The 22337-nt window shown below is 57.9% G+C and carries 21 protein-coding genes; 11 read left to right on the forward strand and 10 right to left on the reverse strand.

Annotated features, from left to right (window positions below; all coding sequences use genetic code 11):
* Nucleotides 1-137 precede the first annotated feature (137 nt).
* The 3 genes from Q1A59_RS12615 to Q1A59_RS12625 form a co-directional block, all read right to left on the reverse strand.
* Nucleotides 138-1556, reverse strand: a complete 1419-nt coding sequence (locus Q1A59_RS12615) for a tyrosine phenol-lyase (protein WP_298402292.1) — start codon at nucleotides 1554-1556, stop codon at nucleotides 138-140.
* A gap of 167 nt (nucleotides 1557-1723) precedes the next feature.
* Nucleotides 1724-2863: an NAD(P)/FAD-dependent oxidoreductase gene (locus Q1A59_RS12620; protein WP_298402290.1), complete on the reverse strand. Its 1140-nt coding sequence runs from the start codon at nucleotides 2861-2863 to the stop codon at nucleotides 1724-1726.
* A gap of 186 nt (nucleotides 2864-3049) precedes the next feature.
* Nucleotides 3050-3295 carry a sulfurtransferase TusA family protein gene (locus tag Q1A59_RS12625; RefSeq protein WP_298403482.1) on the reverse strand — a complete coding sequence of 82 codons (246 nt, stop codon included), beginning with the start codon at nucleotides 3293-3295 and terminating at the stop codon, nucleotides 3050-3052.
* A gap of 314 nt (nucleotides 3296-3609) precedes the next feature.
* Here Q1A59_RS12625 and Q1A59_RS12630 point away from each other — a divergent pair, with 314 nt between their 5' ends.
* The 11 genes from Q1A59_RS12630 to Q1A59_RS12680 all read left to right on the forward strand — a co-directional run bounded on the left by Q1A59_RS12630 (nucleotide 3610) and on the right by Q1A59_RS12680 (nucleotide 13633).
* Nucleotides 3610-4314 carry a cupin domain-containing protein gene (locus tag Q1A59_RS12630; protein WP_298483284.1) on the forward strand — a complete coding sequence of 235 codons (705 nt, stop codon included), beginning with the start codon at nucleotides 3610-3612 and terminating at the stop codon, nucleotides 4312-4314.
* Nucleotides 4311-5360 (forward strand): hypothetical protein, encoded by a 1050-nt coding sequence (locus tag Q1A59_RS12635; RefSeq protein ID WP_298403487.1) that lies wholly within the window; start codon nucleotides 4311-4313, stop codon nucleotides 5358-5360. Before Q1A59_RS12630 ends, Q1A59_RS12635 begins: the two co-directional genes overlap by 4 nt.
* A gap of 33 nt (nucleotides 5361-5393) precedes the next feature.
* Nucleotides 5394-6227 (forward strand): hypothetical protein, encoded by an 834-nt coding sequence (locus Q1A59_RS12640; RefSeq protein ID WP_298403489.1) that lies wholly within the window; start codon nucleotides 5394-5396, stop codon nucleotides 6225-6227.
* Nucleotides 6224-6760: a hypothetical protein gene (locus Q1A59_RS12645; RefSeq protein WP_298403491.1), complete on the forward strand. Its 537-nt coding sequence runs from the start codon at nucleotides 6224-6226 to the stop codon at nucleotides 6758-6760. The genes Q1A59_RS12640 and Q1A59_RS12645 overlap by 4 nt, the downstream gene beginning before the upstream one ends.
* 16 nt (nucleotides 6761-6776) lie before the next feature.
* On the forward strand, nucleotides 6777-8513 hold the full coding sequence (locus tag Q1A59_RS12650) for an asparagine synthetase B (RefSeq protein ID WP_298403492.1): 1737 nt from the start codon (nucleotides 6777-6779) through the stop codon (nucleotides 8511-8513).
* A gap of 129 nt (nucleotides 8514-8642) precedes the next feature.
* The gene (locus tag Q1A59_RS12655; protein ID WP_298403493.1) at nucleotides 8643-9857 is read left to right on the forward strand and encodes a GNAT family N-acetyltransferase; all 1215 of its coding nucleotides are present in this window, start codon (nucleotides 8643-8645) and stop codon (nucleotides 9855-9857) included.
* 369 nt (nucleotides 9858-10226) lie between these two features.
* Nucleotides 10227-10436 carry a hypothetical protein gene (locus Q1A59_RS12660; RefSeq protein WP_298403494.1) on the forward strand — a complete coding sequence of 70 codons (210 nt, stop codon included), beginning with the start codon at nucleotides 10227-10229 and terminating at the stop codon, nucleotides 10434-10436.
* Between the two features lie 73 nt (nucleotides 10437-10509).
* Entirely contained in the window at nucleotides 10510-11070 is a 561-nt protein-coding gene (locus tag Q1A59_RS12665; protein WP_299645080.1) for a copper chaperone PCu(A)C, read from the forward strand.
* Between the two features lie 69 nt (nucleotides 11071-11139).
* Nucleotides 11140-11736, forward strand: coding sequence for an SCO family protein (locus tag Q1A59_RS12670; protein WP_299645081.1), 597 nt, complete (start codon nucleotides 11140-11142; stop codon nucleotides 11734-11736).
* 34 nt (nucleotides 11737-11770) lie between these two features.
* The gene (locus tag Q1A59_RS12675) at nucleotides 11771-12148 is read left to right on the forward strand and encodes a hypothetical protein (protein ID WP_298403497.1); all 378 of its coding nucleotides are present in this window, start codon (nucleotides 11771-11773) and stop codon (nucleotides 12146-12148) included.
* Nucleotides 12149-12412: 264 nt separating this feature from the next.
* On the forward strand, nucleotides 12413-13633 hold the full coding sequence (locus tag Q1A59_RS12680) for an FAD-binding oxidoreductase (RefSeq protein WP_298403498.1): 1221 nt from the start codon (nucleotides 12413-12415) through the stop codon (nucleotides 13631-13633).
* A 138-nt stretch (nucleotides 13634-13771) separates the two neighbouring features.
* Here Q1A59_RS12680 and Q1A59_RS12685 read toward each other — a convergent pair whose 3' ends face one another.
* From Q1A59_RS12685 to Q1A59_RS12715, 7 genes are all read right to left on the reverse strand, one after another.
* Nucleotides 13772-15403, reverse strand: a complete 1632-nt coding sequence (locus Q1A59_RS12685) for an amidohydrolase (protein ID WP_298403499.1) — start codon at nucleotides 15401-15403, stop codon at nucleotides 13772-13774.
* Between the two features lie 34 nt (nucleotides 15404-15437).
* Entirely contained in the window at nucleotides 15438-16334 is an 897-nt protein-coding gene (locus tag Q1A59_RS12690) for an ROK family protein (protein ID WP_298403500.1), read from the reverse strand.
* Nucleotides 16335-16391: 57 nt separating this feature from the next.
* The gene (gene lysA, locus Q1A59_RS12695) at nucleotides 16392-17690 is read right to left on the reverse strand and encodes a diaminopimelate decarboxylase (RefSeq protein WP_298403501.1); all 1299 of its coding nucleotides are present in this window, start codon (nucleotides 17688-17690) and stop codon (nucleotides 16392-16394) included.
* A complete protein-coding gene (locus Q1A59_RS12700) occupies nucleotides 17687-18325 on the reverse strand; it encodes an HD domain-containing protein (protein WP_298403502.1) in 639 nt (212 codons plus the stop codon). The genes lysA and Q1A59_RS12700 overlap by 4 nt, the downstream gene beginning before the upstream one ends.
* Before the next feature lie 512 nt (nucleotides 18326-18837).
* On the reverse strand, nucleotides 18838-21390 hold the full coding sequence (locus Q1A59_RS12705) for a heavy metal translocating P-type ATPase (RefSeq protein WP_298403503.1): 2553 nt from the start codon (nucleotides 21388-21390) through the stop codon (nucleotides 18838-18840).
* 198 nt (nucleotides 21391-21588) lie between these two features.
* Nucleotides 21589-21813, reverse strand: coding sequence for a heavy-metal-associated domain-containing protein (locus Q1A59_RS12710; protein ID WP_299645082.1), 225 nt, complete (start codon nucleotides 21811-21813; stop codon nucleotides 21589-21591).
* Nucleotides 21814-21829: 16 nt separating this feature from the next.
* Complete coding sequence (locus Q1A59_RS12715) at nucleotides 21830-22105, reverse strand: metal-sensitive transcriptional regulator (protein WP_066789442.1); 276 nt, start codon at nucleotides 22103-22105, stop codon at nucleotides 21830-21832.
* Between the last annotated feature and the right edge of the window lie 232 nt (nucleotides 22106-22337).

Consider the following 22337-nt stretch of genomic DNA (forward strand, 5'->3'; position numbering starts at 1 on the left):
GGGGGCAACAGGGGCAGGGCCGGGAGAGGGGGGCCTCCCCTCCCCCCGTGTGGGGGAGGGGCCGGGGGTGGGGGGCAACAGGGGCAGGGCCGGGGGTGGGAGGCAACAGGGGCAGGGCCGGGGGTGGGGGGCCTCCCCTACACCACCGGCGCAAACCGAGCTTGGAAAAAGCGCAGGTAGCGCGGCTCGTAGACCATACGCAAGCCGCGTGCGCGTTCACGCTGATCATAGACAGCCTTCACCGCTTCGGCAACTACATCCATGTGGGCTTGGGTATAGACCCGGCGTGGGATGGTGAGACGGGTAAGTTCGAGTTTGGGATAGTGGTGATGACCGGTTTTGGGATCGCGCCCGGCGCTAGCGATACCGCGTTCCATCGCCCGCACGCCCGAGTCGAGATACAGTTCGGCGGCGAGGGTTTGGGCTGGGAAGAGATCTTGGGATAGATGCGGGTAGAAGCGACGGGCATCGAGAAAAATGGCGTGGCCGCCAATCGGTACCACAATCGGAATATTCCAATCGAGCAACAGTTCACCGAGGTAACGCACTTGGCCAATCCGCGCGCGGATGTAGTCCTCTTGCATCGATTCTTCAATCCCAACTGCAAGCGCCTCCATATCGCGCCCGGCCATGCCGCCATAGGTATGCAACCCCTCGTACACCACCACCAGATTGCGCGCCTCATCGGCGAGCTGGTCGTCGTTGAGCGCCAGCCAGCCGCCGATGTTGACCAAACTGTCTTTTTTAGCGCTCATCCATGCGCCATCGGTGTAACTGCAAAACTCGCGCACAATTTCGGCGATGGTGCGCCTATCGTAACCGGGTTCGCGCTCTTTGATGAAGAAGGCGTTCTCAACCAGCCGGGTAGCGTCAAGAAAGATGCGGATGCCGTAACGGTCGCACAGTTCGCGTAAAGCGCGCACGTTATCCATGCTCACCGGCTGGCCGCCGGCCATGTTGACCGTGCCGGCCAAACTGACGTAGGCGATCTGTTTAGCGCCAACGTGGTTGATCAGCGTTTGCAGCTTGTCAAGATCGACATTGCCCTTGAAGGGGTATTGACTCAGCGGATCGTGCGCTTCATCAATGATTACATCGACAAAGGTGCCGCCAGCCAGTTCTTGATGTAGGCGGGTAGTGGTGAAATACATATTACCGGGCACATACTGACCGGGTTGGATCGCGATCCGGCTGATCAAGTGCTCGGCGCCGCGACCTTGATGGGTTGGAATGACGTGACGGTAGCCATAGGTCTGCTGCACCGCCGCTTCCAGCCGGTAGAAACTGCGACTGCCGGCATACGCCTCATCACCCAGCATCAACGCCGCCCACTGCCGGTCACTCATTGCATTAGTACCACTATCGGTCAGCAGATCAATGTATACGTCTTCAGAACGGAGTAAAAAGGTGTTGTAGCCAGCAGCTCGCAGCGCCACCTCACGCTCTTCCCGGCTGATGACCCGCAGCGGCTCGACCATCTTGATCTTCCACGGCTCGGCCCATGAGCGACGACCATATTGCTGGCCCATCGTGCGTGGATACTCTTCCATCTCCATCACACTGCCTCCTTGCTTAAGATTCCATGCAAAACGGGGCGACGGCACTGTCGCCCCGTAAGACCGTTACTCGCAAAGGCCAAAGGCCCATGATGCCAAAACGCTCCATTGCGCATTGCGTCCGCTCGTATGAACCATCCTTTGCGCCTTTGCGTTTAACGCTTTCCTCACACAATCCCGGTCGGCACCAGATGCCAATACGCTCGGTTGAGCAACGCCTTTTCGTAGTGATAGTACGCGCTCGGCCTAGGCGGCTGCGGCGGATGAGTGTAGTCAAAGACGAGTTGGGTCGCTTGGCCACGCCCAGTCTCAAGGAAGCACATCACCTGCCCTTGGTAGCGCTCGTCGCTCGGCTTACCCTTAATCTCGCCGGCAATACGGTGCGCGATCACCTTCGCCTCGAAGTGAGCCGCCGCGCCGCTCTTGCTCACCGGCAGATCGGTGGCATCACCCAACCCATAGATATAAGGAAACTGCTTGTGCTGGAGCGTTTCGCGATTGGTGGGTAGCCAACCTTGCTCATCGCCAAGCCCAGACTCGGTAATGATCTTCGCACCGCGATGCGGCGGCACCAGTACCAGTAGATCGTAGGGCAGCGTCGTGCCTTCCAGTGATGAAACTGTCCGCTCAACTGGGTCAATCGACTCAGTGTTAAAGAAGAGTTCGTAGGTGATCCCGCGCTCTTCCAACATCGGCGTGACAAAGGTCGCAACACTCTCGATCGTAAAGACCCGCCCAATTGGCGAGAGGTACGTAATTTCGGTCTGATCACGCAACCCGCGCTTGCGCAGCTCATCTTCGAGCATAAAGGTGAACTCGAGTGGCGCTGGCGGGCACTTGTAAGGAATATCGGCCACGCCAATCACCACCTTGCCGCCGGTAAACTCGCGCAACGCGGCGTGCAGGCGCAGCGCACCCTCGGCGCTATAGAAATGATGAGCGCCTTCGCGATAGCCGGGCACCGCGTCCGGCTCAAGCCGGGCACCGGTTGCGATGATCAGATAGTCGAATGGCAACTGCCTGCCGTCAGCCATCTCGACGTAGCGTTCGTTCGGATCGATCTTTATTGCATCGCCGATCAGCAAATCGACCGAGCGGCGCAACAGTGAACGCTCATTCCGCTCCCAACGCTCCGGCGGCGCGCCACCAAACGGCACGTACAACCAACCGGGCTGATAGACATGCTTCCCAGTGCGATCAATCAACGTAATTTGCGCCTGTTTGCGCGTCAATTGGCCAGCGAGCAAATTGGCGACTAACGTGCCGCCGACCCCGCCGCCTAACACAACAATCTGTTTGACTGCCATAGTCGTTTACCTTTTGCGCATTGGGAAAACCCAACGCGAACCTTGCGCCGTTCCTGCGCCGGCGCACACAAAAAAACGCAAAAACGCAAAGGGTAGCACTCTTCTCACACCGAGCATAGTGACGCATTCTGTTATCCACCCATTGTGTTCCTTTGCGTTTACCTTTTCGCGGCTTGGCGACTCACCTCAGCGCGTCTTGCGCACCACAAAACGGGTATAGCCCTGCTCAGGGAACGCACCGATAAACTCATGACCGGCCTTCTGCACCCAGATCGGAATATCCTTGGCTGAACCGGGATCGCTCGACAACACGGCGACCACCGAACCAACCGGCACACTCTTAATACCGCGGATCAGCTCCATCATCGGGCCGGGACAATGACTGCCGCGTGCGTCAATCTCTTTGTCGATCATGATGTTTGGGGTTGTCATTGGTTCCTCCTCCGGTCAACGTTGACCGAAACGATTTCTTGTGACAACTATAGCATCTATGCTACAGTCCAACCAGAAAGAAGCAACAACATATTCTGTGCAGGCGGCAACCGTTGCCGGCGAGTTGATCCAACGATACCGCCATACCCGATCTAATCGCGCCACACGTTAGCTCTTCGCAAGTTATTGCTATAGAATTAATAACGGCTTAACAATCACTTTAAATGAACACAATACTGAGCCTCTATACTAAGCGCGATCCTCGCTGTGTCAGGTTCACACTATACTTTAGCACCTTCCAGCATCTTGATACTATGTCTAGGCAACTCATCCGTGATCTCCACCAGACCTTACCGGCAGGTGCTAGCTTATTGATCATCGACAGCGATGGGACGCTGCTCACGGTACGCCGCAATGGTGTGCAACCACTTGACCCCGCGCAGGATGACGATCTCCTACCGTTTATTGATCAAGGTCATTTCGCCCGCTACTTGATCGGCAACACCGCTACTTCTGATACCAATCCGACGAATGCCACCTACAAGCTCGGCATTGTCGCCGCGCATCGCGGCTTCACCCCTCATGCTCACGGTACCGAGCACTTCGTCTTCAGCACTGGCTATGCGGCGTGTGGCTTATATGACGCCGAACGCGATGCGATTGTGACGGTACCGTTACAACCGGGCATGATGCTCCATATTCCGGCCATGATGCCGCACACGTTCAACAATCGCGCTGATCAGCCACTCGTACTGCTTATTGCAAATACCGGTATGGGTCTAGATCACGAAGACTACGCAATAACGGCGGCCAAAGCTGAAGCGCGTGCCCAACACGCTCACGCACATTACCACGATTATGAGCCAGCAGTCGATTTTGCCAAACTCGCAGCAGTCTTGCGACGGATGGAGCAAACCCTACCTCACCTACAGGCGCATCATCGCCTCACGTGGCGTGAACGAGTAGCGTTACGCTTGCGTTGGTTGGCCTCCCAACTTGAGCACGGAGCAAGTATATGAAGTGTCCATACTGCCATGCCGATTTGCGTTACCGTGAACGGTCGAACAAAACGTGTAGTAAGTGCCAGCGTAAGTTTGTCTTAGAACCGAAAGACAATGTGTTTCGACTTCACGACCTGAAACTTCGTGATCTGATCAACCGTTTGAGTAAAAATGGCACGCTTTATATCACGAGTGAACAAGTACTTGGTACTAATTTACCCAATCAAGAAGACTATAAGAGAGGTCGCTTTTCATCGGGTTGTTTTTCTCTTATTCTTACTTTTATTATTGCTATACTCATTTTGATAATCTTATTGGCGATCTTATTAGGGTCTGATCTTACTATTATCTTCTTTTTTATTTTCTCTATGTTTAATTTTTTTATAATTCTCTTTCTGAGCAACAGAAGATTCCAAGTAAGACAGAATTTCCCTTCCATAGGTCATTTCGAAACCACCATCCTTAGACCATGGATTGAACAATACGGGAAACCACCGCAGTTACTCTTGCATACAGATACGTCTGCACTTGCCACTGCCCTACCACCAATTAGCCCAAACGCGATGCAGACAGTTATTCTCTGCCCATCCATTACCGTGCGCGCGTTCATTATTGCTAATCAACTCCCCCAACGCTTCGGCGTCGTTGCGCTCCCGCCTATTGCGAATGAGCATGTTCAGCCGTGGCTGCAAGCAGTGCGTACACGCCGCTTGCCGGTGTATGTGCTCCACGAGGCGAGTGTCAACGGCTGCCTACTGATGCGTGATGTGTACCAGCTTTGGCAATTGTCGCCCGATCATCCGGTGATTGATCTGGGCATTAATCCTCGCGATGTGAATCAAAAGACGCGGGTGTTGAAAATGAGACCAGACCCGAAACTACTTGATAAAGTCACCACGTTTAGCCGCCTGCAACCACACGAAATCAAATGGCTCCGGCAGGAAAATGTTGCGCCGCTCCACGGCCTGCCACCAACCAAGCTTCTCGCGTTGCTCCTAACAGGCAAGCGGGTAGCACAGGTAGGGTTTATGAGTTGGCCCAAAGCATCCTCATCCGCTGCTTAATGAGTGAGAGCAGAATCTCGACGATCAAGGTCTATGAATACGCTTACGTTCCGCATCCTTGATCAGACTGTGCAGCATCTTGCACACACCGGCGTGCGTTACACGGAAGCGCAACTGTTCTACGCCGTCTGTACTACCCTGTTGGCACCATTACGGTCAGCACTCAAACACCTGCGGCTCGCTGTCACTTTGCCAACACCGCTTGCCCGGACGCGGTTTCGGCAATCGCTTCGCCAGTGGATTGACCGTCATGGTTCGCCGCCCACCGGCTTGTTACCCTCGCCTAGCGTAACCGTGCCTGAGCACGTATCTGCGTTTGCTGAAGAGCTGGATCGGTATGGCATCCCACAGATCCTGATCTGTCAAGAGGAAACCACTGCCGAGATGCTGCGCGCAAATATGGTTGAGCTTGAATTGGCTTGTCCGGTATTCACTACCAGTGATTGGCCGTTGCCGCCGCTAATCGTTACTGCGCTACGCCGCGCAACGCGACCACGGGTCTTGTTGCTGCACGAAGCTAGCGCTAATGGTCTTGGGTGGGCGTGGCGGTGTACAACGACGGCGCCGCCGGCGCTGCACGTGCAACCAATCGGTTTGCGACCACGCCATGCTAAAGCGTTGCGCCTCTGTGCGCAGCGGGGTTTGCCGCCACCAGTGTTCACCGAGCTGGCATTGGCCTATGACGAGATGCGTTGGCTGCACCGCGGCTGGCAGGCTGAGCTAGCCGCGGTGCATCCGATCAAATTAGTGCGTGCCTTGCGCGCTATTGTGTACGCCGCGCCGACACCCGTCTCGTGGCCCGAACGTTGGCGCTTTTTCGTAAACAGCGGTTTTATGAGTTGGCCCATGTGGAAGGAGCCATTGTGAGATACGATCCCCATCAGCGATACGAACAATATGACGTTGTGCGTTATCGTGATGAATTGCTACCCGACGGGAGCGTGCGGCGTACCTATAGTAACGGTGTGACCGAGTGGCGCCGGCGTTTACCCAATGGCATAGTGTCATGGCAAGATTCGCGCGGCCAACATGGCACTGATGAACTGCTCGGCAAGGGGTTTGTGAAACGTATTGCTAATGGCCGTGTGCTGTACGGTAAAGAACAGGGCTATGGACGCACGGCGTGGATCATCGACGGCCGCCCCACGGTGATGTTCAATGAAACGTCGTTCGGTGGCCGTCTTGGCGAGATATTAGCCACGATCGGCCTTGCTGGCGTGATGGGTGCCATTGTCTGGCCGCCACTGATGATGAGTCCTGAAGAGGAAGAAGAACTACGCGCGGCGATGCAGCAGCATAGCAGCAGTGGCATCTCTAGCATTGACAGCGACAGTACTGTAGACAGCACTTCGAGCAGTTGGGATGGCGATAGCAGCGACGCTGACAGCGATTTCGGCTAGAAGGGTGGGAGTGCTAATGAGCCGGTTTCTTGCACTGATCAACGATCCCGATTACCACGCCACGAAACGCCGCCTCGCCGCTGCCGATTGCGTAGAGAAAGCCGGCTGTTTTCTCGTCAGTATTCCCGACACACGACCGTGGTTGAGTGCCGGGCCGTATCGGTACTATGGGCGCGACCAGCTCGATGGTGTCGGTGAAGTGACGCTGTTCAACCGTGCTGAGCTGGTCACACGGCTGGCCGATGCCCGTAGTGCAACCTTGAATGACGGTGAACTGTTACTAGCGCTGATCGACCGTTGTGGCCTCGGCGCATTAGCCGACGTTGAAGGAATGTTTGCGCTGGCCGTGTGGGATGGCCGTCATCTGACGTTGATCCGCGATCCGGTTGGCGCCCGCACCCTGTTTTATGCCAAGGTTGGTTTGGCATGGGCCGCCGCTTCGACCTTGCATGTCTTGCGGCACTGGCCGGCTCTCCGCCCACGACTTAACCTCGCCGCTGTGCAAAGTTTTCTCACGTTTGCGTATCTTCCCGGCACTGAAACCCTGCTTGCCGGTGTGCATGAGGTGTTGCCCGGTCAGTACATCCGCCTTGCCCCTGATGGCTCGTGGTCGAGCGGATTCTACTGGACGCCACACGAGGCGATAATAAGCGCACCACCATCAGTTCATGCCCAGCACTTGCGGCACACCTTAGAGAATGTAACGCTGGCGATGCTACCGCGTCACGAACCGGTAGGGGTCTTGCTGTCGGGTGGTGTCGATTCGAGCTTGGTCACCGCTCTCGCTGCTCGCCTGCACGATGCACCGGTGCAGACCTATAGCATCAGTTTCGGCGATAAACTGCCCAACGAGTTGGCCTATTCGCAGTTAGTCGCTACCCACTGCCGCACTCGCCATCAGGTGCTGAACGTGAGTGGTCGGCAAATCGCTGACCACTTGCTAGAGACAGTGGCTGCGCTCGATTGTCCGGTCGGTGATCCGCTGACGACGCCAAACTTGTTACTGGCGCGAGCAGCGGCACGCGATGGCTTGCGAGTCATTCTGAATGGCGAGGGTGGTGATCCCTGCTTCGGTGGGCCGAAGAATATACCGATGCTAGCGGCCGAGTGGCAACAACCCGATTTGTCGCCGCAGCAACGAGCACACTTGTACCTGCGCTCATACCGTAAATGTTACGATGAATTGCCGCGCCTGTTGCATCCTGACGTGCAAGCGGCCTTAAGCTCTGCCCCACCGCTTACCGAGCGGGTCATCCACTACCTCCACGCCCCCACTATGACCTCATACCTCAATCGGCTCTTGCTCACCAATGTGCGCACTAAAGGCGCGCACCATATCCTCACCAAAGTTGAGCGCATTACCGCAGCCTCCGGTCTCGAAGGACGCGCGCCGCTGTTTAGCCGTGCAATCGTCGCGCAGAGTTTTACCATTCCGCCGGAATTGAAACTGGCCGGCACTCGTGAAAAGTGGATTTTAAAGCAGGCAGTCGCCGACCTCTTACCGGCGCAGATCATCGAACGACCCAAAAGCGGCATGCGCGTGCCGGTGCAACACTGGCTACGCGGCCCCCTCCGTGACCTCGCCGCCGACACCTTGCTTAGCCCGCGCGCCCGCGCTCGTGGTCTGTTCCAAACCAAGACCATCCAAGCGTGGATGGATGGCAAAGGCATGGTCTGGCCTCGACAGGGCATCGCGCTCTGGATGCTGGTGACGCTTGAGCTGTGGTTGCGCGCGTTTGTCGACGGGGAATAGTAGGCGCAGCGGTCAAAACGCAACGGCACAGAGGCGCAAAGATAATCGTGTTGGGGTATAAGCACACAACTGCTATGTCTAAATTATGGTATATAATCCTTGCGCCGTTGCGTTACCCATCTTTGCGCTATGACCACATCACTCAGCCATCACCGACTCGACCCTAGCGATCCAAAGTGGAGCACAACCATCGATCACCTCTGGCAACAGCTCGGTGCGCCGCACAATCCTGAGCTGCTGCCACCACACTTTGTCAAGAGCACCTTCCCCCGTATGGGAGGCATTGTCGTGACGTTTCACGCCCACGATCAGCTCGTTGGCGTTGGTCTGCTTTTTCCCCGCGCGCTTACTCCCGACGGTACCCGCACCTATACTCTTCGCTTGCACGAGTTCGATCAGCGTCTACGTGACGATTTGGTCACTGCTGCACTCCACCCTACCCTAGTGACCATTTACCGCCCTCGCGATGGCGTGACGTTCGCTCCACCTGCATCTCGCCCCGCTGGGGTCTGGATTGGGCCGCCCCAAGCTGCTGATTTGCCGGCGATTACCGCACTCTACCGCGCTGTGTGGAATAGTCAGCCCTACCCTACCGACCTGTTCAGCGCCGAATTTGGCCCTGCTACCGCGCTGGTAGCTACCGTTGATGAACACCTCGCCGGTTTTTTGCTCGGCTTCTTCCGCTTCGGCGGCAACCCCGCCGCACCTAACGAATTAGCTATCGAATCACAGGTAATGGCGGTTGATCCGGCTTACCGCAACCACGGCCTTGCCACCCGCCTCAAGCGAGCGCAGGCCCATACTGCGCTCGCACGCGGCATTCGCTGCATTCAGTGGACGGTCGATCCGTTGCAGTTGCCTAATGCGCTGCTCAATTTCAACCGGCTGCACGCTGTCGCTGGGGCATTTGTGCGCGGTTATTACCCGGTTCACAACGCCTTGAATCTGGTGACGGCCTCGCGTTTTATTATCACGTGGCTGCCAGCCAGCGCCCATGGTCAGCGCGGTTTGATTGACGGCGGCGAACGGCTGAAGCTCGCCGATCTACCTAGCGTGGCTGTGCTTAACAGCGGGCCACAACTATTACCGGCGCCAGATGATCCGCCCGCTATCGCTATCACGATCCCCCCTGACTGGACGGCGCTGCAACGCCGTGACCTAGCACTGGCGACAAGGTGGCGCGATGTGACCGATGCGCTCTTTACCGCATGGGTGGGCTGGGCAGCGGGGAAATATGTGATCTACGCTGTTGCCCGTGACACTGACGGCAACCCTTATCTGATCGGGCGTCCGGCGGGGCACTGGGTATGGGAAGAGTACGATGAGAGAATAGGACACGGATAGACACGGATGGGACGGATGTGCATAGATGAGCGCTGATCGGAGGGTATGCCCCTCTGTCATTGCGAGGACGCGGAGCGCCCACAGCAATCTCCCCCAACAGCGGGAAGACCCTGCTCTAGCAAAAAAACGGACATAGCAGGCGTTCCATCGCACCATACCCCACATCGTAAAGAGATCTCTACTTCGGTTGCGCCAAGTTGTTGTATACTACCTTCGATGATTGTGCAAATCGGCGCAAATACAGCGTCATCGCATCGCGCTGTCATACTATGGATGCTGGCCTTCTTGGTCGGGCCTTGGCCGGCGTTATCTTGCATCATCCACTGCCACTACCTTCCGCATACCAGTTCGGCGGGTGTTGAGTTTTTCTTGTGTGATGCGCCCCATACGGCTGCCCAACATGATCTGCCGCCGCCACCGGTACGGTATGAGTTGTGGCCGCTTGGATTGATCATCGTGATCGGCGGGCTAGTTGTTATCCAACGCTTCGTCGCCGCCCTGCCGGTTATGCGCTCTTCGGTTATCCTAACCCCCGATCCGCCTCCACCTCGTCACATGCACTTCCAACCGGCATCGTAGTTCAATTGCGCGTGCAGGCGCGCAAAGTGTGGTTGTTTGTGCAGAAGCAGTGATAACTATGCGAGGTGATATCATGCGACGTCTATTGGGGCTGTTGGCGGTGGCGATGATGGTGGTCGGGTTGGCCGGTTGTGGCGCGAGCCAGAGTGGGACGCAGGCTAGCGGTATTACCGTGCGCGATCCGTGGGTACGGGCCGCAATGATGAATATGGCCGGTGATCAGTCGGGCGCGATGGGGAATATGCAGCAGGGCAATATGCAGAGCACACCGATGGCTGGGATGGGTGGTGGTCACAGCCACGGCAACGAATACGGGAATACTGCCATGAGCGCTGCGTACATGGTGCTGGAAAACAAGGGCAGCACAGCAGACGCCATTGTCAAGGCTGAGAGCGACGTTGCTAAGACGGTCGAGCTGCATAATGTGATTATGGAAAATAACGTTATGCAGATGCGACCAGTTGAGGCAATTGAGGTGCCGGCCAACGGACAGGTTGAGCTGAAGCCGGGTGGTTTCCACGTTATGCTGATTGGGCTGACCCGTGACCTGAAGGAGGGCGAGGAGGTGATGATAAAGCTCACCACTCGCAGCGGCAAGACAATCGAAGTTAAGGCGCCGGTACGTAAGCCGTAACCTTGCCCGGTAGAGACGTTGCAATGCAACGTCTCTACCCCTCTACCAACAACAGATTGTAGGTGATGTATGAAACACTGGTTCCTCAGCCTCTTGGCTATCGTCGCCGCTTTTGCCCTCAGCGGCTGTGGCACGTATGAGTTTCGCGGCACCATGCTGCAACCGCCTAACCCGGCGCCTGAACTTCCCCTAACCGATCAGTTCGGCAATGACTTTCGATTGAGCAACTATCGTGGGAAGGTAGTGCTCGTCTTCTTCGGCTTTACCCATTGCCCCGACATCTGTCCCACCGCACTCAGTGACCTCAAGCGGGTGATGGAAAAGCTGGGTAAGGATGCTGAAAAGGTGCAGGTGGTCTTCGTCTCGGTTGATCCCGAACGCGATACACCCGAATTGATGCAGCGTTATTTGGCTTCGTTTAACCCAACCTTTCTCGGTCTCAACGGTGATCGAGCGGTGCTGGAAAATGCCTACAAAGACTACGGCGTGACCGTGATTCGGCGCGATCTGCCTAATTCAGGATTAGGTTACACGATCGACCATTCTGGCTACATCTACGCCATCGACCAAGTCGGCAATTGGCGTCTTCTCTGGGCACATGGCACGCCGGTTGATGATATTGTGAGCGATGTACAGGCGCTGCTACGCAATCCGCCGAGATCGTGAGATATGCGTCGTCGAAATCAATAGTGAAAACGAAATGGTGAATCTAACTGTAAGCCCGCGCATGCGTTTAGCAATAGTCTTCGCGACAGTTGCGATCATTGTCGCCGTCGGCGCGTGGCTGTGGCAGGCAACTACCGACCGACAACGACAGCTCGTCTACGAGATTCCCCCCGGCACTGCGACTCGACTCGCTGCCGGTGAAGAAGTGAATATCTTTCCGTCTACGATTGTGATCGATTTGCGTCAGTACGATACGCTTGTCATCCAAAATAACGACAGCGCCGTGGTAACCATCGGCCCTTTCCGCATCGTACCCGGCCAACGTTTTGTGCAGCGTTACTGGGGGCCAGGCACTTATGAACTGATCTGTTCGGTGCATCAGGGCGAGCAATTACGGATTGAGGTGCGTTAACGTCGGGGTACACCGCGGTATGCCCACCCCGTGGTGTCCCTCACACAAAAGACACAGCCTCGTTTAGCTTTGACAGTAACTGGACCCCTGTGGTGCCCTCTACCCCCTCGAGTGCCCCACCCCGTGTGCCCCGTGGGGTGCCCGCCCTGTGGGGTGTCCCACGTGTACGTTGAATACCACTTCCTTATTCACTTTACGTGTAAAATACATATATCAAACAATGCAATCTTTACCCTTGCACTCTGTCATGTTGGAGCGAGAACTATGCTGATCTCACACTGGCATGCCACCCTTGATCAGGCGCCCCTACCGGTTATCGATCTCCCAACCACGGCAGAAGTGGTTGTTGTGGGTGCCGGAGTAGTCGGCGCAGCCACCGCGCTCTGGTTAGCGCGAGCCGGTCTGCAACCTCTCGTCGTTGATCGTCAAGGCCCGGCTGCCGGCGCTACCGGTAACAATGGCGGCCTCCTCTCGGCTGGGTTGGCAGAAAACTATCTGGCCGCAACCGCACGCTACGGTCAACGAGCAGCCCGCGAATTGTATGCCCTGAGTTTAGCTGGTCAGCGTTTGTTGGTTGAGCTGATCGAACAGGAACACATCGTTTGCGACTTGCGCTTGCACGGCAACCTAAATTTCGCTATCGGTGAAGCGCAGTTGACAATCGCTGCCGCCACCGTGTCGGCATTGCAAGCCGATGGCTTCCCAGCGGCTCTCCTTGACCGCGATGCTGCGCAGGAAATGGTCAGCATTCCACTTGGTGCGGCTATTACCGGCGCACGTCTTAACCCTGCTGCTGGCACCCTCCATTCCGGCAAACTAGTGCATGGCTTGCTCGCCGCTGCCCATCGCTCCGGCGCACGCTTCAGTTGGGGCGTTACTGTGCAGCACATTGCTTCCGATGCGGATCGGCTCTGTTTGCACACCGATCACGGTGACGTTAGCGCCGCCGCTGCGGTCATCGCCGTCAATGCGTGGAGCGGTGAGGTACTACCGGAGGTAGCACCATCCATCAAGTTGGTGCGCGGGCAAGTGCTCTGTACGGTTCCGGTCGAACCCTTCATTACCTGTAGTTTCAGCGCGAACCTGACCCCAACCGGTGAGTATGGTCAGCAATTGCCCGGTGGACAGGTCCTATTCGGTGGTTGTCGTGCTGTTGCTCCCAACCACGATGTTGGCGCAGTACCCGGCGAGGTAAGTGATGAGGTACAACAAGCGCTTGAAACTAGTCTCGCTCGCCTTTTCCCCACATTGGCCGGGATCGCTATCGAACGACGCTGGTCAGGGCCAATGGCCTTTACCCCTGACTATCTGCCAATTGTGATCAATCCTCGACCCGGTCTATTTGCCGTTGGCGGTTTCTCCGGTCACGGTATGCCGTTCGCAGCAATTATCGGTCGCCACCTTGCCGAGGCCGTGCAAACCGGTACGCTGCCCACCGAGCTTGCCCTTTTAGGGATCGAGCGGGCGACGTTGCTCGGCGAGTGAATGATACGTCACTAAGTTTACTCGTAGAACGGAATAGGCGCCTCTATCTCATGTGTTCGCTGACGCGGAGGCTTTTTGTGCTCGTTTCCCATGTTTGCCCCTTAACAACTATTGGGACACTATTCGCCCACTGTGGTGTCAACCGCGCTCATACACCACCTGCCCACCCAAAATCGTCATCTCAACCCGAATGTCTTTGATTTCCTCGGTAGGACACGTGAAATAGTCGCGGTCAAGCACCACCATGTCAGCCAACAGACCGGGCGCTAGCGGCCCCTTTAAATGCTCTTCGCGGGTTAGCCATGCTCCAGCAACAGTGTAAGCATACAGCGCCTCTTCCCGACTGACTGCCTGATCAGGCGCAATCGGCGTGCCCTTCCAGCTCTTACGCGTCACCAGTGCGTACAAACCGATGAACGGGTTAAAGTGAACGGTGCTCGGTACATCACTCGTTGCCACCACCCGAATACCGCGATCGAGGTAGGTACGCATCGGTTTGTAGCGCGCCGCCAATTCAGGACCTACATCACGGAACAGATCGTCGCCTTCGTAGTAGATGAACGTGGGCTGAATAACGACCGCTAGTCCGTGCTGCACCATATGATCCAAACTCTCTTCAGTAGCAAAATAGCCGTGGATCAGGTGATGGCGATGCTCGCGCGGATGCGCACTTAACACTTCGGCAAAAGCGCGGGCCGCTTCGTGATGCGCCCGATCACCGATCGCATGAATGCCAATGTCCCAACCCAACGTGTGGCCGCAGGTAAAAAATTCAACAAGGTCTTCGGGATCGAGCCGGTTGTAATCGTATATCCGGTCTTCTCCCAGAAATGGCTGGAACATCCACGCTGTATGCGAGGTCGTGCCACCGTCAATCGCCATCTTGAGCGCGCCAATCCGTAGCCATTCGTCACCCAACCCGCTTAGGCCGGCAAATGCCGCTGCCCGCGCATTAAGCTCAGCGCGGGTTTCACCCTCGCGAAAGCCATGCCACGAGACCATCAGATTAGCCCGCACCGGCAACCGGCCTGCCCGCCGTGCCGCCAGATAGGCTTGGATCTCCCACGGTTGCAAGCCGGGGTCGAGAATGCTGGTAATGCCATAGGAAAGGTAGCCATTGCCGGCAGCCTCAAGCGCCTCGACGCACTCGACTTGGGTTGGCACCGGCAAAAACCGCCGGCAAAGCTCCTTGGCGGCGGCGCGCAAAATCCCGGTTGGCGCGCCATCAGCCTCGCGCTCGATCGTTCCACCTGTCGGATCGGGCGTTGTTGCCGTTACGCCGGCCAACTCTAGCGCCCGTGTATTCACTACGTCCATGTTGAAAAAACGCTTGAGCAAGACTGGATGAACCGCAGTCGCCGCGTCAAGATCGTGACGGTTCGGTAACCGGCCTTCGCGAAAGAGCGATTCGTTCCAGCCTTCGCCTATGATCCACTGGCCGGCAGGCGTATGCGCCGCTACTGCCCGCACCCGTTCGATCATCTCAGCGATCGATGTGCAATCATCAAGCCCGATCCGGCGCAGCTTTAAGCCCATCTCAAGCATGTGGTTATGAGCGTCATTGATACCGGGGATCACTGTCCTTCCGCCGAGATCGATCTGGCGCGTCGCCGGCCCGGCCAGTGCCAAAACCGCCGCATCGTCGCCTAGAGCTGCAATTCGCCCATCTTTGCATGCAATCGCACGACACTGCGGTAGGTCTGGGTGAAGCGTGTAGATCACGGCGTTGTACAGGATCAGGTCAGGGGCAAGATCACGGGCAAGCAGCATCGCAGCCTCCGTCTTTATGTACAGTAGACCACCTCTATCCTTCCGCCACCGCCATCGCCAGCGCAATCGCGCCCAACACACCGGCGCGCGCGCCTAGAGCCGGTGGCACAATTAGCTCTTCAGGGTTGTCAAGAATGCGTGGATGCTGCAAATAGCCATTTAGCCAACGCTGCGTCGCTGCCCGCACCAGCGGGAACATCTGCGGCTGGCTCATCACGCCACCACCGATGATGATTCGCTCTGGTGAGAGGATGCAGAGCAAGGTCGCCATCGCTTGTCCTAAGTAGTCAGCTTCGAGTTCCCATGCCGGATGATCGGGCGGCAACTGCTCTGCCGGCGTTTGCCACCGCGCTTTCAGCGCTGGGCCGCTTGCTAAGCCCTCTAGGCAATCGCCGTGGTAAGGGCAAATGCCGGGAAACGGGTCGTAGGCCGGGTCGCGCAGCGGACGAATGTGGCCCATTTCGGGATGGATGAGGCCATGCAATAAGCGCCCTCCCACCATCGCCCCACCGCCGATGCCGGTACCCACCGTAATGTACACCGCCACATCGCAATCGCGCGCCGCACCCCACCGCCATTCACCTAACAGGGCCACATTCACGTCGGTATCAAACCCAACCGGCCGGCCTAACACCTGCGCTAGCGCCCCAACCACATCGGTGTTAGCCCAACCCGGCTTGGGGGTGGTAGTGATAAAGCCATAGCGCGGTGAAGCGCGGTTGAGATCGACCGGCCCGAACGAACCTACCCCAATTGCCGCCAGTTGATCGATATGGTGCGCACGAAAGAACGCAATCGCCTGTCCCAACGTCTCGTCGGGTGTTGTAGTTGGAAAACGAACTTCGGCCCGAATATCCTCCGGCCCTGCCCCTACCGCGCACACCCACTTCGTTCCACCCGCTTCAATCCCGCCATAGAGTCGTTCTGCCATCGCCACACCTCAGCAGTGACGCAGCGCCACTGCGCTCACAACTGTAGTCACCGCCATTCACAACCGCATATCGCGCGCCAACACATCTTCCTCGGTCTCACGACGCTGGATCAAACGCGCCCGCCCATCACCAACTAATACCAATGCCGGGCGCGGCACAAGGTTGTAAGTGCTAGCCATGCTCAGCGTATACGCTCCAGCCGTCGCTACTGCCAATAGATCACCCGGTTGGGCTGGCGGCAAGGCAATCTCGCGCAAGAGCACATCACCCGCTTCGCAATAGCGCCCACCGACGGCAACTAGCTCGCTATCCGGCTCACCGGCGCGATTCGCCAGCACTGCACTATAGCGCGCACTGTACAACGCTGGCCGGATATTATCCCCCATGCCGCCATCAATATGCAGCCAGCGCTGGCCTTTGCGCCCCACCACCCGGTACAGCGCCACTCCGGCCCGCGCCACAATCGAACGACCCGGCTCGACCGTTAATCGCGGCAGCGGTAAGTTGTGCCGAGTGCAGGCCACCTGCATCGCTGCACTGACCACCTCTGCATAGCGCGGAATATCGGTTGGCGGCTGATCGGCTGTGTATGGCACACCAAGCCCACCACCGGGGCTAAGCTCCACTGGTGTGACGCCGAATCGATCCCGCAGCCGCGCTGCCTGCGCGACCAGCACCTCAACCGTCGCCACCACCTGATCAAGCGCAAACAGTTGCGAACCAATGTGGGCATGTAGCCCCAGCCAACGCAACCCCGACGTATTCAGTACGCGCGCTACCGCCATATCAAGTACCGCCAGCGGTAAGCCAAACTTCGCCGCCGCCCCGCCAGTAGCGATATGGACGTGCGTATCAGCCTCAATCTCTGGCGCAATCCGTAGCAACACTCCCTGTGGCTCGGCAAGATGCGCGGTCAGCGCACCCAAACGGGCCAATTCGTCGAGGGTATCTACTACTATCGCCCCTACCTGCCACGCCACCGCCCGTTCAAGCTCGGCATCACTCTTGGCATTGCCGTGCAAATGCACATGCGCCATCGGCACCCCGGCCCGCCGCGCTACGAGTAACTCGGTCGCCGATACCACATCGAGGCCAAGCCCTTCTTGAACCACAATCTGGGCCAACGCTGTATTGAGCAGCGCCTTGCCGGCATAATGCACCCGTGCCGGGCCGGGATACGCGGCGGCAAACGCCTGCCGATAGGCGCGCATCGCCCCCCGTAGCGTCGCCTCGTCGAGCAAGTAGAGTGGGGTGCCAAACTGCTCGGCCAGCACTACCGTATCACACCCGCCGACAAAGAGCCTCCCACCGGTAACGGCAGCCGTCTCTGGCCAGACGTGCGGCGCAAGGCTCATTGGTTGATCCCCGCTAGACCGAGCCGCGGTGCTGCGGCACGTAGCGCGACAATCACCTCGCCGATCAGCGCATCGAGTTCCATCCCGATCACTTCTGCCCCATGCACAATTCCTTCACGGCTAACCTTGGCGGCAAACGCTTTGTCTTTCATCTTCTTGCGCACCGACGACACCTCGACGCTATAAATACTCTTGTCGGGACGAACCAGTGCCACCGCGGTCACAAACCCGCTCAACTCATCAACGGCGTAGAGGGTGCGCTCAAGCGGCGTTTCCGGCAAAATGCCGCTATAATCGGCGTGGCTGAGAATCGCCCGCAATACCTCCGGCGACCATCCCGCCGAGCGCAAATACGCCACGCCGTAGAACGGATGGCCGGGCAACTCGGCAGGCACCTCATCGCCACGGATCAAGGCTTCGGAAATGGCCGTCGTCGCCGGCCCCGCTTCTGGCATGTGCGGGTAACGCTCAAAATCGAGATCGTGCAACAGCCCCACTGCCGTCCATAGATCAACATCAGCGCCCTGCTTGGCGGCAAAGTGGGCCATGCACGCTGCCACTGCCTCGCAATGCTTGCGCAGACTATCAGTGGTAATCCATTCATGCATTATTTGGCGCGCAGTATCGGTGAGCATCACGGCTCCTTTAGGTATCAGTTGGGAACTATTGCTGTATCAAGGATATGATACCACGATTGTGGGGTAGCGATCGATCATACTCTATCCCTTGCCCATCCCCCTATGGGGGAGGGGAAGTAGATGAAGTTTTATGGAGGGGAGGCAGAGGGCGCAGAGGAGGAATGCACGCTGTTCTCTTTCCCATTTGACCAACCTCTGCGACCTTAGCAGGCTTGGCGGCTTTGCATTGTACCCCTTCTGCGCCTGTGCGGGTTTGGCAGCTTTGCGTTGTACCCCTCTACGCCTGTGCTGGCTTGACAGCTTTGCGTTAGCTGTGTGTCCAGCCTCTCCTCCGCTGGCAGAGGGACAAAGCGACACCCTCCCCGCGCGCGGCGAAACAATCTCCCACGCGCACGGAAGTATGCCTGAACAGGCGGGTTTCGCTACAGCAAGAGATTGCTTCGGGGGCTGTAACCACTCGCAATGACAAGAGGAAAGTCGCCCTCGCAGTGACAGAAGGGCGCATCACTTTATCCCAACCGTATCCCTCGCAACCGCAACGAATTGCTCACCACAAACACCGATGAAAAGGCCATCGCCGCCGCTGCCAGCACCGGGTTCAACTGCCAGCCGGTCAGCGGGTAGAAGATACCAGTCGCCACCGGAATTAAGCTCACGTTGTAGGCAAAGGCCCAGAACAGATTCCAGCGAATGGTCCGCACCGTCGCCCGGCTAAGAGCAATCGCCTGCGCCACTCCGCGCGGATCGCTGCGCATCAAGGTAATATCCGCTGTTTCCATCGCTACATCGGTACCACTACCCATCGCGATGCCGACATCGGCCTGTGCTAGCGCCGGGGCGTCGTTGATGCCATCGCCAACCATGGCCACCCGTCGCGGTTTGCCGCCAGCTTCGCCCTGTTGCAAACGGGTTACGATGGCTGCCTTCTCGTCGGGTTTAACCTCGGCATACACTGCGTTGGCTGGAATGCCCACCGCTGCCGCGATTGCTTCGGCTGTCCGCTGGTTATCACCGGTCAGCAACGCCACCCCTAAACCGGCCCGGCGCAGCTCAGCGATAGCCTCGGCAGCGGTTGGCTTAACGGTATCGGCTAGCGCGATCACCCCACACGCCTCACCATCAATCGCAACCATAATGACCGTCTTGCCGCTAGCCTGTAACTGATCGACCGTCGCTACCAACCCGGTCACATCCACCCCACGCTCGGTCAGCCATGCCGGCGTGCCGATCAGTATCGTTTGCTCGTTCACTTCAGCCTCGACGCCAGCCCCGCTCACTGCCTGAAACCGGGTGGGACGCTCGATCGATAAGCCGCGCGCCTGCGCTGCCTGTACGATCGCTATTCCCAACGGATGCTCGCTGCGGCTCTCAGCAGCGGCAGCCAGTTGCAACAGCACCAGATCAGCCGGCAACTCTGTCGCGCCAGCAGACACCAACACCGGTTGCGCCACGGCCACAATATCGGTCACTTCGGGCCGGCCATTGGTGATGGTGCCAGTCTTATCGAACACCACCGTCTGCAAACTCGCCGCCCGCTCCAATGCTTCAGCATTGCGAATTAAGATCCCGTGCGTTGCCCCAGCACCAGTGCCGACCATGATCGCTGTTGGTGTCGCCAAACCGAGCGCGCATGGGCAAGCGATGACCAGCACGGCCACCGCGAAGATCATCGCCTGCGTGAGGCCGGCCCCGGCCCACAGCCAACCGGCGAAGGTCAGCAGGGCAATCACGATCACGATCGGCACAAACACGGCTGAAATCCGGTCAACCAGCGCCTGCACCGGCGCTTTCGAGCCTTGCGCCTCTTGCACTAGCCGTACAATCTGGGCCAGCGCCGAGTCTTGGCCAATCCGCGTTGCCCGCATCTGGAAGCTGCCACTACGGTTGATCGTCCCGCCAAAGACGGTATCGCCGGCTCGTTTCTCGACCGGTAGACTCTCACCGGTGAGCATGCTCTCGTCAACGGTTGATTCGCCTGTGACGATAACGCCATCGACCGGAATCTTTTCCCCCGGCCGCACAATCACCATCTCGCCCGCCCGCACCTCGCTCAGCGGCACATCAACCTCTTGCCCACCGCGTAATACCCGCGCCGTCTTTGGTTGCAAACCAATCAACGCCTTGATCGCAGCACTGGTCTGGCTCTTCGCCCGCGCCTCAAGATACTTGCCGACCAGAATTAAGGTGATGATCACCGCCGCCGTCTCGAAATAGACATGACCGGGAGCGCCGCTGAGCAAGAGCGCGACACTGTAGAAATAGGCTGCTGACGAACCAAGTGCGATCAGGGTATCCATGGTCGCTGTGCGCATGCGCAGCGCCCGCCACGCATAACGGTAGAAGTCACGGCCTGAATAGAACTGCACCGGCGTCGCGAGGATTAAAAACAGCCAGTTGAGCAGATCGTCGCGAGCAGCGATCATGTGCATCATGTCGGTTATTGATGAACCGGCCATTGCCGCCGCCATCGCTGCCCCTTCGCCGATCAGCCACGGCACGATCAGACCAAAATCACGCGCCATCGAGAGCACAAACAGTGGCAAGCTAAAAACCACGCCAACGACTAGCCGGCGTCGGCGTACCGCCATCTCGTGCGCCCGTGCCCGCGCCTCAACATCCTCTGTCTCGGTAGCGGTTGCCGCTGGCGTAATCACACCGTAGCCGGCTTGCTCCACCGCTTTGACCAGTTCGGCCCGATTGACCATCCCCGGTGCGTAGCGCACCAACCCCAGCTCACTGGCCAGATTGACCTCGGCGCTCAGCACTCCCGGCACCTTGCGCAGCGCCTTCTCGACCCGCGCCGAACAGCTCGCACAGGTCATGCCAGTAATGGCCAGCGTGATCTCATCTGTAACCACGCCGTAGCCGGCCTCCTCGATCGCCGCTTGCAACACCGCCGGCTGCGCCCGTGCCGGATCGAACCGCACCAGCGCATGCTCGCTGGCCAAATTGACTTCAGCGCTCAGCACTCCCGGCACCTTGCGCAGCGCCTTCTCGATCCGCGCCGAACAGCTCGCACAGGTCATACCGGTAACGGGCAGGATGATTTCACGTTCGGCCATAGTGGTCACCTTGGATGAATTGGGTTTGAATTCATTGGAATGGCGCCGCACAGCCGTGCGGCGCTCCTAACACGTAACTCCTAACGGGGTCACATTGTCGTAACTGGCCTGCTCGATCGCGGCCTGCAACGCCGCCGGCTGCGCCTGAATGGGGTGGAGCTGTACAGCCGCGGGCTCTACGGGATGACAGAACGACGCCTAACACGCAATTCCTAACGGCGTCACATCGTCGTAACCAGCCTCTTTGATCGCCATCACGATCTCGGTAATATCAACATCATCATCATGCACGACGGTCACAATCTTGTTGGTCAAATCGACTTCAACCTGCGACACGCCAGCTAGTGCGCCGACCTCTTTCTGCACTGCATGGACACAATGCGGGCACGACACCCCCGGAACGCGAAACTGCTCTGTCACCATTGGCTCGCCTCCCTCACTAACGATGTGTGCTTTCAAAGACCTGCAACAACTCGGTGAGCACTCGCTCACGCTCGCCGACGTCCTCGCTTCGGATCGCAGTCGTAACGCAACTGCGCAAATGGTTGGCGAGGATGACAGCATCAAGCTTGGCGAGCGCCTGCTGGATCGCGCGCGTCTGATTGAGCAGATCGATGCAATAGGCATCCTCTTCAACCATGCGTTGCACGCCGCGAATGTGGCCCTCAATCGTTTTGAGGCGGTTGAGGATCTGCTGCTTGTGCTCGTGATCCATCGGCTCACCTCCTTCCAGTTTGGCATACCCCCTCCCCCGGGGGAGGGGGTGATGCAGGCAGTATAACACACTCGATCATCGTTAGGCAAGCAATCCTTGCGTTATTGGCTATGACCGGATCAACGCCATCTCATTCCGCCCAAAACAGCGCTCCTCTCCCGTATGGGGGGAGAGGAGCGGAAAGAATTTGGTTGATCATAACCGTTGATCGCTGTGCAATGCCTCAATGCTT

The sequence above is a fragment of the uncultured Chloroflexus sp. genome (assembly GCF_937951745.1).
GTDB lineage: Bacteria > Chloroflexota > Chloroflexia > Chloroflexales > Chloroflexaceae > Chloroflexus.